This is a genomic window from Bacillus sp. RC51, from assembly GCF_044908115.1.
Classification (GTDB): domain Bacteria; phylum Bacillota; class Bacilli; order Bacillales; family Bacillaceae_G; genus Bacillus_A; species Bacillus_A mycoides.
Window position 1 is genome coordinate 71,772 of record NZ_JBIYCW010000015.1, and the last position, 13,094, is coordinate 84,865.

Genomic DNA, 13,094 nt, shown 5'->3' on the forward strand with positions numbered 1-13,094 from the left:
ATTACCCCTGTAGTTTCTATGATGAATCTGTAAGATAGTTTGTTTGTCCCGTATATTCACCTGAAACTAAAAAGAACTTGTAGAGATTCCTACAAGTTCTTTTTGTTTTAAGGGTTAAATGTGGATTTGAAATAAAGTTACGATTTTTTGAAGAGGGAAAGTAAATGGGTTCTGTTGCAAAAGTTTAGCTTAGTTTTAAACACTGTGCAACAGAACATAGATAAGTATACTTTATGATTTTAATTAAACTACGATCAGTTGTCCCGTATGCTGTTCCAATTCGGAATACTTCTGCTTTTTCAACACCAGCATACGTATTATCTTCGGTTACCTCAATAATTTCACTCAATGGAATACAAACCTTTGCTAATTGCAATATAATTAGTAATTTTTCTTCTATGTTTTTACATCAATACCTAGCACTTTACCAAAACCTTACCATATTTAAATTACAAATTGATTATCTAGTTATATAAATTGATTAATTAAAAAACAAACTTTTTGCGCTCTTAAATTCAATTTTCAGGTTCTTTAAGCAACAAAGCATCCTTCGAAAAAAGGAAGAAAGATAGTACTGGGGCAATGGTAAACTGTAAGGGAAGAATCGTATAAGTGGGGGGAGTTCAAATGAATAGGAATTGGAGCGATTTTATCGATTTCTAAAAAAAGACTCCTTTCTTAAAAATGTGAAGGTGTAAAACGTCAATTTTAAGTGGGGGATGCATGTCGGTTGGTGTAAGCCAAAATGTTTTTTACCATATACTTGTACAGATTGATCTTTGAAAACTGAAGATATGAGGTTGGTTGCAGAAAATTCGTTGCAATCGTAAAATTTTCAACGTCCTATCGTCCCGCGCTTGCCGAAATTGCGAAAATCAAGCTAAAGTAGGAAGCGTGGTGAGGCAACGTAAAAGACACTTCAGTTCCCACCATAGGAACTACGGACGGATCCTGCTAAGATAACTGGTGGATACACCGATGTTCACAGAAATCTCCCACTTCAAAAAGGCCGCAAAGTCGTTAAGTGGGAGTAGTTCAAAATCTTACAGTTATATTTGAGTATTCAGCCCATTTTTCAATTTTGCTGGTGATATATTGCTTAACTTAATGGCGATGGAGTTAGTTCTAAGAACCTAAGAAAGCTTTAGAATACTATTATAGTTGATCAAGCACATGAACTAGGCACCTAATTATTTCAGAAGATTTCTCGATTTGTTCTGCATCAAAATCTGAAAGGTTCGCATTAAGAATATGTTTTAGTTTTTCCTCCCTTTCTAAATGACAATTTAAACCACTAGGCGTAAGCCGGACTTTGACAACTCTCCGGTCGTTATTTGAACGAACACGCTCAACGTAGCCTGCTTGTTGTAATCCATTGATTAATTGAGTAATACCAGCGGCGGTAGTTTCTGCTCGATCAGCTAATTCTTTGACTGATAATTCGCCTTCTTCAGCTAATACTTTAAGAGTTCGAGCATGGACCATTGAAACTGCTCCTAATGTACGAGTAGCTCGCCCTCTTAAACGTCCATCGGCTGCAGTCAGACTATATATAGCCTGACTAAGTTCGTCTATTGCATTTATCTTATTTATAGAATTTGTCATAATATCACCATTTTCTTATTAACTAAGTACTTAATTATATGGAGTTAACAATAACATATGGAAAAGAGTAGAGTCAAATTAAGTATAGATTTGCTGTTCTTTTCCAAGCAATAGTATATCTACTTATTTTGAATCCTAAATAAAACGACTTAGTTTATAGACTTGACAAAAGTAGATAGTATACTTCATCATATTAATTAAGTACTTAATAATTAAGTACTTAATTATTAAGTACTTAATTATATTGTAAAGGATGATTATTATGACTCAACGTTCACAATCTCAAGGATGGGCTTTAGATATAGCTCTTGCACTTGGTGGTTTTGATGCTTTGCACCCTGAAGCAAAGGCAACTATGGAACAGTTAGGACACGACCACACTGATTTTGATAAAGTATTTTCTCAAGTAAAGAGTGGAGCAATGATACCAAAAGCATGGGCCACGGTTGCTGCTCAAGCTCAAGAACGAGCAAAACATTATGAACAAAAAGGATTTACAGTTACTGCCCGTGATTTGTATCAGCGAGCTGCTGTTATGTGGGGACGTGCACAATATTCATATTTTAATGATGATCCACGAAAGTTAGCGTTTCGAGAGCGTTGTAACGAATGTGTGGCAGCTATTTCGTCACTTGGAGGGGGAACGGTACAACGTATAGTATTAGAATTTGAAGGCAAACAGATATATGCACTACTTCATTTACCTTCAGGTGAAATTCGTAATGCACCAGCAGTAATATTAGGCCCAGGTATGGATATGATTAAGGAAGACTATATACAGATTGCGCAACGCTATTATACGTCTCGTGGTATCGTAGCTCTATCAATTGAAGGACCAGGTCAAGGTGAATCTGTATCAGGAGGTCTAAAAGTTGATTTGACTAATTACGAACGCGCCGTTAGTTGTTATATCGATTTTCTATCCAAACGACCTGAGGTTGATTCAAATCGGATTGGATTTTTTGGTATCAGTATGAGTGGGTATTGGGGGATGCGCGCTGCTGCGAGTGATAATCGTATAAACGCTATAGCAACCTTTGAAGGTGTATATGGCGAATTTGATACCATCTTCAACCGAGCACAGCCGAGTTTCAAAGCAAACTTTATGTACATGTCTGGCTACACTGATGAGGTTGCCTTTGAAAACGAGCTGAGTAGCCAGATGAACCTATGGAAATTGGCTCCAAAGATTACTTGTCCAGTCTTCATGGGTATAGGAGAATTTGATGAACTAACCCGTTTGGAAGAAGCATTAAGTCTTTATGAGCTTGTAGAAGCACCAAAGGAGCTGCGCGTCTACGAGAATGAATTCCATCCGCTTGGTGGAGTAGCTGCAGAAATTTTCCGTTTTGGTGCAGAATGGGTAGAACTTGCACTTGAAGGGAACTTTAAAAATGATTATGATGAACGTTATTACATGCATCGTGATGGCGGTGTCACCGAGGGGACTGCATTTCCAACTTATTGGCTTGGTGCTCAGCCGGCTGAAATTAAAGCACGTAAAAAATGTAACACATTAAACGCTTGTAAGAGTTAACAAATGTACACCGATTCAAAAAAGGATCTGCAGTAAGTAGCAGATCCTTTTTTGTTGTGTATCTATTATTTAATTGCTGTTTTAATTATTCTCCGGCTTTAAAAGCTGTTTTGAAAAATTAATCAAACAAATATAGATAATTATTAAGAGAAATCATTATTTATCACAATAACGATTCAATTAATTTCATAAGTCGTTGTTTTGTCTGGCTCAAATAATTGTTGTTTTTAGAAGAAATTAATAATCCTATAGGCATCTGGGGATCAAATCCTTTAACCTTAAATGATATATTACCTTTGTTTAAAATAGTTCCCTTAGGAATAATACCTATTGCATTTCCAAAAACCATTTGTGGAATAAGATGTAATGCACTACAATTGTAAACTCTTTTAAAAGATAAATTATTTTCTGATAAAAAGGCATTCACAGATTGATAATAATAACAACTATTCTCTCCAATTAAAATAGGATAATTAATGATATCGAATACTTCAATTGACTCTTTGTGTAATATTGGATGGTGAGGGTTATTGACAATAAATTCAATTTGTTCATTGTAAAGTGGAGTGAAGTTCATATTGGAACTATTTTTGTTGTTTCCGCAAACAGCAAAATCAATTTTATTTTGTTCTAATAGTTGTGATAAAAGTGCTGTATTCCCTACAACAAAATCACAATGTATATATGGTTTCTCATTGTCTAAATAGTTTAATATAGGTGGCATCAACTTTTTTGCAACAGATTCTGTTAGCCCTATTCTTATTCTCCCTTTTTCCTCATTACTTATGCGCTGTGCTTGAGATATTGAATAATCCCAATGCATTAATAAGTTATCTACCTCCTTTGCAAATAAAGTACCTTCCTCTGTTAATCGCGCATCCCACCCTCGATCAAATAGAAGGAAGCCAAGTTCATTCTCCAGCTTTTTTATATGTGTTGTTACAGTTGATTGAGCATAGTTTAATTTTTTTGCTGCCAGTGAAAAAGTACCTTCTTCGACAATCATCTTAAATGTATTTAACTCTTTTATTTCCATCTTCACACCCCATCTTCATCGGTTTTATTGATAATTATACGATGTATTTTCAATTATACAAATCGAGGTAATGGAAGTAAAATAAGGTCATAAGAAAGGGAGTGAAAATATGCCGTTTGTTAATGTTTATTATCCAGATGGTCAATTGAATAAAGAAGAGCTAAAAACGGTAAGTAATAGTATTCATCATTCATTGATTGAACATTTTAAAATCCCAGAAAATGATTACTTTCAAATGTTTTTACCTTACCCCCCTAATCAATTTTTTTACGATCCACATTATCTCTTAGAAGGAGAGGAAAAGAGAACAGAAAAAATAATGCATGTTTCTATTACATGTGGGCTAGGAAGAACAATAAATCAGAAAAAGAGTTTGTATCAATCCATATCAAAAACTATTTCTAATCATTTAAACATCTCTACAACAGATATTTTTATTACATTAAACGAGACATCTGTTGAAAACTGGTCATTTGGTCAAGGTATAGCACAAATGGTTAATATAAGGGAGTGAAAAAATAGTGAATGATCGTATCGAGTCCAATATACGAAAGAAAATGAGAGATATGGCTCCCGATTTTGTTGATTATAGTGAAAACATATTATTCGAAAAAGTATGGAGAGATCCTATTTTAACATCCAGAGAAAGAAGTTTATGTACACTATCTGCTCTAATTAGTATCGGTAATACTGAGCAACTACCATTTCATCTACAATTAGCTGAAAAGAATGGAATTAACGAAACGGAAATTATTGCTTTGATAACACATATGGCCTTTTACGTTGGATGGCCTAAAGCGGCTGCAACGCTAAACATGATATTGAACAAAAATGAGAATACGGTATCTAAATAATCAATCTTCTATAAAAAACAAAAATGAAATCTGCTAGATAAGAAACTAGTTTGACTAATCCAAATGCAAATAGCAGCTAATTCTGATCCAGAAAACTTACGTTTTCGCTTTATAAATCCTATTTCTCTTGCAAGTTCTTCTAAGAATACAGGTGTAACATATCGTTGTAATTCTTCTGCAAATGGTAATAATTCATCTTGAATCGAGAGATTCATAAGAAAACATCATCCTTTCTAATTTAGCTTGTTTAGAAAGGATAACGTTTTTTGATATTGGAGGGTATTAAAATCTCCTGAGTTGATGGTTATGTATGGTGACCCCATAGCCAAAGAAGTAAGAAGATATTTAGAAGTGCATTAAATTTTGAGGAAGTGCTTGTGAACCGTATCATAAATAAATGAGGTTTTGTATGTTCGATTTTTAAATAATACCCAAGAAGGAGTGGGTTGCAGTTATAGTAATACTCTATTTTTTGTATTTCTATAATAGATAATTTTTTAAAAAAACAGAATTATCTTGACAGTTATTGAATGGATTGATAAGGTTATAAAAAAATATTTCTTATCCAGAGAGGTGGAGGGACTGGCCTTATGAAACCTCAGCAACAGGTCTGCTTAAGTAGACACTGTGCTAATTCCAGCGGGTGATAATCCTGATAGATGAGAGCTTCCGTTTTTATTTGTCAGTAGCGCCCTCTTTTTTAGAGTGCGCTTTTATTTTTTTCTGGATAGTAACTAAAGGAGAGTAGAAATGGAGAATAAAAATGGGCGAGAATTTCAAAGGAAAATGCAAGCACGTCATTTAGTCATGCTATCACTTGGTGGGGTGATTGGAACTGGCTTATTCTTAAGCTCGGGTTACACTATTCAACAAGCTGGCCCGTTTGGAACAATTCTATCCTATCTGATTGGTGCGCTAGTGGTTTATCTAGTTATGCTATGTTTAGGAGAGCTTTCCGTACATATGCCTGAAACGGGCGCATTTCATAGTTATGCAGTTAAATACATTGGACCGGGTACAGGGTATACAGTAGCCTGGTTGTATTGGTTAACTTGGACTGTTGCTTTAGGTTCTGAATTTACAGCCGCAGGATTACTTATGAAGCGATGGTTTCCATCGGTTAATGTTTGGGTATGGAGTGCTCTTTTTGCCATTTTGATCTTTGTATTAAATGTCCTGACTGTTAAATTTTTCGCCGAATCCGAATTTTGGTTTTCATCGATAAAGGTTATAGCTATTGTGTTTTTTATTGTTTTAGGAGTAGCGGCAATGCTAGGGTTTCTTCCGATGACTCATTCAAAAGCAGCACCATTCTTTTCTAATTTTACAAGTGGAGGTTTATTTCCTCATGGTGCTACGGCCATTATGATGACCATGCTTGCGGTTAATTTTGCTTTTTCGGGAACAGAATTAATAGGCATTGCAGCTGGAGAAACAGCGAACCCGGAAAAAATGATACCGAAGGCCATTCGAATTACTCTGTGGAGATTAATCATCTTTTTTGTAGGAACGATTGTTGTTTTATCTGCGTTATTGCCTATTTCCGATGCAGGGGTATTAGAGAGCCCTTTTGTTGCAGTTCTAGAACGAATTGGGGTGCCATATTCAGCTGACATAATGAATTTCGTTATCTTAACAGCCATTTTATCTGCGGCAAACTCAGGCCTTTATGCCTCTTCTAGAATGCTTTGGTCGCTTGCTAATAAGAAAACGATATCCCCGATTTTTGGGAAAATGACGAAGCAAGGTGTTCCAATCAACGCCGTCATTTTCAGCATGGTGGGTGGAGCGTTGGCTTTGCTCTCAAGTATTGTGGCACCAGATACTGTCTATATCGTACTTGTTTCCATTTCCGGTCTAGCAGTAGTTATAGTTTGGATGAGTATTAGTGCTTCCCAGTTCCTATTTCGCAGACAATTTTTGAAAGAAGGAAATTCTGAAAAGGACTTGATTTATCGCACACCACTATATCCATTAGTACCAATTGCTTCTTTTATCCTTTGTCTGGCATCGTGTATTGGAATTGCATTCGATCCAACACAGAGAATTGCCTTATATTGCGGCATACCGTTTATTTTATTTTGCTATGGAAGTTATTATCTAACAAAAAATCTAAAAAAGAGGGGCGTAGATTATGTCGAACAAAATCAACCCAATTGATGCTATTTTATCCCAACATTCCATTATGCTTCTTGACGGAGCATTAGCTACTGAATTGGAGGCGCATGGATGTAATTTGGACGATCCCCTTTGGTCGGCACGTGTGTTACTAGAAAATCCGGAACTAATCTATCAGGTTCATTCGGACTATTTTCGTGCTGGAGCGGACTGTGCCATAACAGCAAGCTATCAAGCTACTATTAGTGGTTTTTCCGCGCGTGGAATACAAGAACAGGAAGCTTTGGAATTAATTAAGAAAACGGTGTTACTCGCAAGAAGGGCAAGAGATGATTTTTGGAAGGAAAATACGCGAACGAATAGGCCTAAACCATTGGTTGTTGCATCAGTTGGACCGTACGGGGCTTACCTTGCAGATGGTTCAGAGTATGTAGGCAACTATGGTGTGACAGATAAAACATTAGCAGACTTTCACCGTTCGAGAATGTCTGCGTTAATCGAAGCAGGTGCAGATCTATTGGCATTTGAAACGATCCCTTCCCTGCAAGAAGCAAGAGTATTAGATACATTATTGCGTGAATTTCCAGCAACATATGCGTGGCTTTCCTTTTCGCTAAAAAATGAGAAAGAGGTTAGTGAAGGTTTGAAACTCGTGGAGTGTGCACGAGTTTTTGAGAAAAGTGAACAAATTGTAGCGATAGGCATCAATTGTGCGCCAGTAACCGTTGTGACTGGTGCAATCCAAGAGTTGAGGGCAAACACCAAAAAACCGATTATTGTTTATCCAAACTCTGGTGAAACTTATAATCCAGAAACAAAAACATGGCATGGTCATGAACAATGTAACGCGTTGGATATTCAATCTGAAGAGTGGTACCAAGCAGGTGCACGTTTAATAGGTGGATGCTGTAGAACGACACCTTATCACATTGAGGAGATATCGAACAAGTGGCGTTCTTCCGAGTTTTTCTATTCGAACGAAGCAAAACAGTAATGTAATGGATGATAATCTAACTTTGTGTGTATTTTCGTGATTTTGCTTGTTCAGAAATCTACAGTTACGTCTAGTGGCACAAAATGTCTTTTCAGAGACACAAATGTGGATGGTAGCCTCGGGAATCCAGTGGACTTTTGGGTACCTTAGGTATGGAAAGGAATCAGGGAAAATAAAAACCGCTAGTTTAATAGATATGGTAGACAACACGCTGAATCTTTTAATGAAGATGTAGTTGATCCAATTGAAGGTGAAGGGGACCATTTATTCGTAATTAAAGTTAACGAAGAGGTTAATTTAGTTATTCAAAAAATAGTTCAGTAACTATATGAAAATTTGTTGTAGTAGTAAATGTGGTCATATTGTTGTAAAAAAGGATAGATGTAAACAGGTATACTCTCCTGTTCATCTATCCTTTCCTTTTTACCTTATAAAATGTGTGACATTATATTCAATCGCATAAATATAGAATTTCATTACTATTTCCTTGACTTTTAATAAAACGATAGGGTTTATTTGGTATGCGTATTATTAAGAGTATGCTTCTATTTTAGGAATGCTTTACCCCACAAAATGAAAGTACACTTTGTTTCCATTCTTAAGTTGATGGGTATCACCACATTAACTTAAAAACTTTATAACGCCCCTAAAACAAAAAATTGTACATTTTCATCTGGACATGTCAATTTTCTCGTTAGGGGGTATTTGCTTTTCTTATCTTGATAGCGATGTGGTGCTATCCCATCGCCATCAAGATAAGCTCATACAACGTCAATTATAGTAGTGGCTGTTTCCTTTTTCTAAAGGCTACATGTAGGAAATTTAAAGATTTGCATACGAAATAAACCCTAACGGGTTTCCTTTTTTTGAATTAAGCCGCTTGATTATCAGACATGGCACAATTGTAAACGACACCTAATATATCAAAGACCGTTTTTTTCTCATATCGATGAGATTTCCGCCCGTTTTGCTGTAGGAGATTGAACAGGCGAAGTAACACCTTTGATAGCTCTTGGGTGTTTTTTTGTATAGTTTGGAATAGAAGAAGAAAATAATCTTTAATCATATATATGGCTTTATACTCACTAAGCTCTCGTTTTTTCTTCCTGAGGAGCAATTGGCGCATTTGAAACATGATAGAAGAACAGATTAGAATGGCAATCAATTGACCATATAAATGGCACTCCAATCGTTCTGGTTTTATCTTTTTACAATGATGAATTTGAAAGAATGACTTCCACGTTTTAAATAAAATTTCGATTTGCCAACGCAAAGAATACCAGTCATGTACCTGTCCCATCGGGACAATATCTGTAGGGGTGTTTGTCATATATACATTGATACCACTGAGTCGTTTACTACGAGGAGAATACTTCATTCCTTTCTTTTTTTCTCTTACAGCTTGATCTTGTAATCGTTTTTGTTGCTGTTGTTTTGTTAATCGATGAACAATTACACGAGCTGGCACTTTATCAATCATTCCTACATAAGCATCAGCTATTTCACATGTTTGTCCTGGTTGCAGGGAGTTCATTAACATCTCCATATCTATCTGTATATACTCTGTACCTTTCTTAATTCTTCCATCTTGAAAATAATCAGGGTTAGGATTTTTTTGATAAATACGTGTATTCGACTTGATACGAGAGATATAGTAGGCCTCTTTATCTTGTATATATTGAAGGTCTTTTAAATGAAAATAACCTAAATCTCGGATACATAAATCATTCGCTGTCACAGTTGGGGCACACAGAGAGCCGTAAGTACGATCATGTTGTTTACCTGGACCTGTATGAATATGAAGGAACTGCCCACTTAACAAATCATACTCAAGTTGAATTGTTATCCCAGCTGTATGGCTGCAGCCTCCTGCACCTGGATAAACCGTTGAAAATACATCCGGGAGTTGAAATGCAGTTGAATCTAAAATACGAATACGTTTGAAAACAGAAGTGTATGGAGAAGAAACCGGCATAGATGCGGCCAATTTTTTGCTTAGTAGTTCGGCAAGTAGGTGTTGTAAAAGTTGGACGGCCTCCTTATTAAATCGTTGATTCAGTCCCTCAGGACTGATGAGCACTGCTGTTGATGCTTCTAAACAGCTAGATAACTCAGTTAAAGAAGTCATAGCTACATTTTGGTTCACCCATACACATAAAGCTACTAAATCTTTTGCTTGATACTTACTGGTTCGTTGTACAAAACCAACATCTCTAGCAAGATCTCGTAAGGTATTTGGAGATAAAAAACTTTGAATCTCTTGAGCAAATAGTTGTAATTCGTCAGACACAGAAACAGACATAAAAACGCCATCCTTTCCTATGATTCTACAGAAAGAATAGCGTATTTTTTCATTTTAAGGAAATTTAATTTTGCTACCAAGCTAAGATTTTAAAGTATCCCCTAAACGTGAATTTTTTGTTTTTTTGAACTTTTATTTATTTTTCGTATATGACGTAATACTTCTTAAGAAGATTCCTAACCCTGCAAAAAAGAATCCTAAGCATAATAAGCTGGCTGGCGTTCCCCAAGTGATTTGATCTAGCATTTTTATCCCCTCCCATTTATTATTATATAGTATTTATTAGAATTCATCCATATTTTCCCTTAAATAGGTGCCACAACATGCCCATCAAGCTAATATTTTGAGAAACCTTCCATAACAAAAATTTTACCCTTTCACAGTTATTTATAAGAGTTTGGCTCAATTTTTCTTTTTTGGGGGTATTTGCTGTTCTTAGCTTGATGGCGATGTGGTGCTATCCCTATATATAAAAATTGAAGAGATTACTTCTTTGGTGGAAGAACGTATAACTTAATAAATATGTAGTTCTTTTCCTTTATTTAATCTAAAGAGCGGATAGTGAATTTATTTTCTCAACAGGACAAAAGGTATTTATATATGAGTACTATTTATAAGGATAATAGAAATAAATAATAAAGGAGAATATAAAATGATAGCATTAAAAAGTGATCGAGATGTAATAGGAATTCCAGAAGAGGATGTAGATTTATTAAAGGTAATGGCACATCCAGTACGATTACAAATTGTAAATGAGTTAATGCATCATAAAATGCGTAATGTTACACTGTTAGCAGAAATATTAAGACTTCCGCAATCCACTGTTTCACAGTATTTATCAAAATTGAGAGGAACCGTACTCCGTGCGGAAAGAAGAGGATTAGAGATGCATTATTATATTGATAATTCTAAAGCTCGTCAGATTGTAGGGATTTTAGATTTGTAGGTTAATAATATGCAAAAAAGTTCCCTATTATAAAGCAGGGAACTTTTTGTATGTTTATTAGAGGGTTCTGGTGCAAAGATTGTATTTATTTGAAGAGGTATATAGATTCCTAATGGAATCTACTCTTATGCAGCCATTCCGAATAGTTGATGAATAAACTTCACTTCATTTTGGACAGACTTGCCCCGTAAAATAAGTTGGCCTTTTTTAATGATATGCATCGCTTCTATTCCTGAAAGAATAGATTTAGCTTTTCCATACCAATCAGATCCTTTTTTAGAATAATAGTATCAGTATGTCCAAGTCTGAAAGACTTTTTTTAGATATTTTGAAGCTTTTGCACCAGAACCAGATTTACAACTCTTGATAAACTACTGATTATCTCCATGTACACTCCAGATTTAGGGCTTATAGTGAAAATATTAAGTTGGGAATATCCAGGTGACATAAAAGGAGAAAGGAGTGTTCATAATGGGACACTATGATACAAAACAAACAGGAAAGAACATAAGTAGAGACGGTAAAAAAACTGGTTATTTTTTTATCGGAATAATTGGTGCAATGATCGGGTCAATTACTATTGGCTTGACCACTCCATATATAGATGAGATCAAAGGAGGTACAGGTCAATCCGCTAAAAATAACGAGGTGAATCAGGTTACTCCTGTCTCGCACAAACCAGAAGGTGTGAATAGTCTTCAAAATATGATTGAAGATGCAAAAGAAGTTGTAGTAGGTGTCATTAACTATCAAAAAAATTCAGATCCATTTGCTATGCAAGCACAATCAGAAGAAGCTGGTTCAGGATCAGGCGTCATATATAAAAAAACAGGTAATAAGGTTTTCATTGTCACAAATAATCATGTGATAGACGGTGCAAGTAAAATAGAAGTGAAATTGAATAATGGTAAAAATCTTATTGCTAAAGTAGTAGGGAAAGATCCATTATTAGATTTAGCTGTATTAGAAATTGATGGAACAGATGTGAAAAAAGTAGCAACTCTAGGAGATTCAGAAAAAATTCGTACGGGGGAATCTGTGATAGCTATTGGTAATCCATTAGGGTTAGAAGGAAGTGTAACAAAGGGGATTATTAGTAGCAAGGATCGAGTAATACCTGTTAGTACACTTGGAAATCAGCAAGTGGATTGGCAGGCACAGGTGATTCAAACAGATGCAGCTATTAATCCTGGGAATAGCGGCGGAGCTTTGTTTAATGAGCAGGGTGAGGTCATTGGAATTAATTCAAGTAAAATTGCACAACAAGCAGTTGAAGGAATTGGATTCGCAATTCCGATTAATATAGCTAAAACAGTTCTAGAGTCTCTTGAAAAAGAGGGGATAGTTAAACGTCCAATGATAGGTGTACAACTATTTGATGTAGAGAAAATTACAAATTCTGCACGTGATCAATTAAAATTGCCAAAAGAGATAACAAATGGTGTTGTTTTGGGGAATATCTCAAATCAGTCACCAGCAGAAAAAGGAGGATTACAACAGCATGATGTTGTGAGTGCATTGGATGAACAACAAATAGAAAATGTTGTTCAATTCCGCAAGTATTTATATGAAAAGAAAAAATCGGGGGACACAATTAAAGTAACAGTTTATCGTAATGGTGAAAAAATAACAAAAATGGTGAAATTAACGGATCAAAAATAGTCTGATTTTGATCAGACTAATCCGGTAAATTGATTAAACC

General features: G+C 35.5%; 10 protein-coding genes, 3 pseudogenes and 1 riboswitch. Of the genes and pseudogenes, 7 read left to right on the plus strand and 6 right to left on the minus strand.

Annotation, left to right across the window (positions count from 1 at the left end; all coding sequences use genetic code 11):
- Positions 1–184 precede the first annotated feature (184 nt).
- Together ABH959_RS23985 and ABH959_RS23990 are read right to left on the minus strand one after the other, a co-directional pair.
- Positions 185–423, minus strand: a pseudogene (locus ABH959_RS23985) (SunI/YnzG family protein).
- Between the two features lie 732 nt (positions 424–1,155).
- The gene (locus tag ABH959_RS23990; RefSeq protein WP_201055213.1) at positions 1,156–1,605 is read right to left on the minus strand and encodes a MarR family winged helix-turn-helix transcriptional regulator; all 450 of its coding nucleotides are present in this window, start codon (positions 1,603–1,605) and stop codon (positions 1,156–1,158) included.
- A gap of 262 nt (positions 1,606–1,867) precedes the next feature.
- Between ABH959_RS23990 and ABH959_RS23995 the strand changes: the two genes are divergently transcribed.
- The gene (locus ABH959_RS23995) at positions 1,868–3,142 is read left to right on the plus strand and encodes an alpha/beta hydrolase (RefSeq protein WP_151304105.1); all 1,275 of its coding nucleotides are present in this window, start codon (positions 1,868–1,870) and stop codon (positions 3,140–3,142) included.
- A 163-nt stretch (positions 3,143–3,305) separates the two neighbouring features.
- Here ABH959_RS23995 and ABH959_RS24000 read toward each other — a convergent pair whose 3' ends face one another.
- Positions 3,306–4,178, minus strand: coding sequence for a LysR family transcriptional regulator (locus ABH959_RS24000; protein WP_404493275.1), 873 nt, complete (start codon positions 4,176–4,178; stop codon positions 3,306–3,308).
- 109 nt (positions 4,179–4,287) lie between these two features.
- Here ABH959_RS24000 and ABH959_RS24005 point away from each other — a divergent pair, with 109 nt between their 5' ends.
- Positions 4,288–4,692: a tautomerase family protein gene (locus ABH959_RS24005; protein ID WP_201055215.1), complete on the plus strand. Its 405-nt coding sequence runs from the start codon at positions 4,288–4,290 to the stop codon at positions 4,690–4,692.
- Between the two features lie 7 nt (positions 4,693–4,699).
- Positions 4,700–5,032, plus strand: coding sequence for a carboxymuconolactone decarboxylase family protein (locus tag ABH959_RS24010; protein WP_012259796.1), 333 nt, complete (start codon positions 4,700–4,702; stop codon positions 5,030–5,032).
- Positions 5,033–5,082: 50 nt separating this feature from the next.
- On the opposite strand, the pseudogene ABH959_RS24015 reads toward ABH959_RS24010, so the two are convergent.
- A pseudogene (locus tag ABH959_RS24015) lies at positions 5,083–5,247 on the minus strand (IS4 family transposase); the annotation flags it as partial.
- 343 nt (positions 5,248–5,590) lie between these two features.
- Positions 5,591–5,698, plus strand: a riboswitch (SAM riboswitch).
- An 84-nt stretch (positions 5,699–5,782) separates the two neighbouring features.
- On the opposite strand from ABH959_RS24015, the gene mmuP reads away from it, so the two are divergent.
- Positions 5,783–7,192 carry an S-methylmethionine permease gene (gene mmuP, locus ABH959_RS24020; RefSeq protein ID WP_078205350.1) on the plus strand — a complete coding sequence of 470 codons (1,410 nt, stop codon included), beginning with the start codon at positions 5,783–5,785 and terminating at the stop codon, positions 7,190–7,192.
- Positions 7,167–8,144: a homocysteine S-methyltransferase gene (gene mmuM, locus ABH959_RS24025; protein ID WP_201055218.1), complete on the plus strand. Its 978-nt coding sequence runs from the start codon at positions 7,167–7,169 to the stop codon at positions 8,142–8,144. The genes mmuP and mmuM overlap by 26 nt, the downstream gene beginning before the upstream one ends.
- Positions 8,145–9,015: 871 nt before the next feature.
- On the opposite strand, the gene ABH959_RS24030 is transcribed toward mmuM, so the two are convergent.
- Positions 9,016–10,446, minus strand: a complete 1,431-nt coding sequence (locus tag ABH959_RS24030) for an IS4 family transposase (protein ID WP_404493276.1) — start codon at positions 10,444–10,446, stop codon at positions 9,016–9,018.
- 652 nt (positions 10,447–11,098) lie between these two features.
- Here ABH959_RS24030 and ABH959_RS24035 point away from each other — a divergent pair.
- A complete protein-coding gene (locus tag ABH959_RS24035) occupies positions 11,099–11,392 on the plus strand; it encodes an ArsR/SmtB family transcription factor (protein ID WP_078205348.1) in 294 nt (97 codons plus the stop codon).
- A gap of 125 nt (positions 11,393–11,517) precedes the next feature.
- Here the strand turns inward: ABH959_RS24035 and ABH959_RS24040 are convergent.
- Positions 11,518–11,643, minus strand: a pseudogene (locus ABH959_RS24040) (IS6 family transposase); the annotation flags it as partial.
- A 211-nt stretch (positions 11,644–11,854) separates the two neighbouring features.
- Here ABH959_RS24040 and ABH959_RS24045 point away from each other — a divergent pair.
- Positions 11,855–13,054, plus strand: a complete 1,200-nt coding sequence (locus ABH959_RS24045; RefSeq protein ID WP_404493278.1) for a S1C family serine protease — start codon at positions 11,855–11,857, stop codon at positions 13,052–13,054.
- The last annotated feature ends 40 nt before the right edge of the window (positions 13,055–13,094 follow it).

Excerpts from the sequence above, each read along its gene's own strand:
- mmuP (WP_078205350.1), top strand. The coding sequence starts at position 5,783 with ATGGAGAATAAAAATGGGCGAGAATTTCAAAGGAAAATGCAAGCACGT.
- ABH959_RS23990 (WP_201055213.1), bottom strand. The coding sequence starts at position 1,605 with ATGACAAATTCTATAAATAAGATAAATGCAATAGACGAACTTAGTCAG.
- mmuM (WP_201055218.1), top strand. The coding sequence starts at position 7,167 with ATGTCGAACAAAATCAACCCAATTGATGCTATTTTATCCCAACATTCC.
- ABH959_RS23995 (WP_151304105.1), top strand. The coding sequence starts at position 1,868 with ATGACTCAACGTTCACAATCTCAAGGATGGGCTTTAGATATAGCTCTT.
- ABH959_RS24005 (WP_201055215.1), top strand. The coding sequence starts at position 4,288 with ATGCCGTTTGTTAATGTTTATTATCCAGATGGTCAATTGAATAAAGAA.
- ABH959_RS24000 (WP_404493275.1), bottom strand. The coding sequence starts at position 4,178 with ATGGAAATAAAAGAGTTAAATACATTTAAGATGATTGTCGAAGAAGGT.
- ABH959_RS24035 (WP_078205348.1), top strand. The coding sequence starts at position 11,099 with ATGATAGCATTAAAAAGTGATCGAGATGTAATAGGAATTCCAGAAGAG.
- ABH959_RS24030 (WP_404493276.1), bottom strand. The coding sequence starts at position 10,446 with ATGTCTGTTTCTGTGTCTGACGAATTACAACTATTTGCTCAAGAGATT.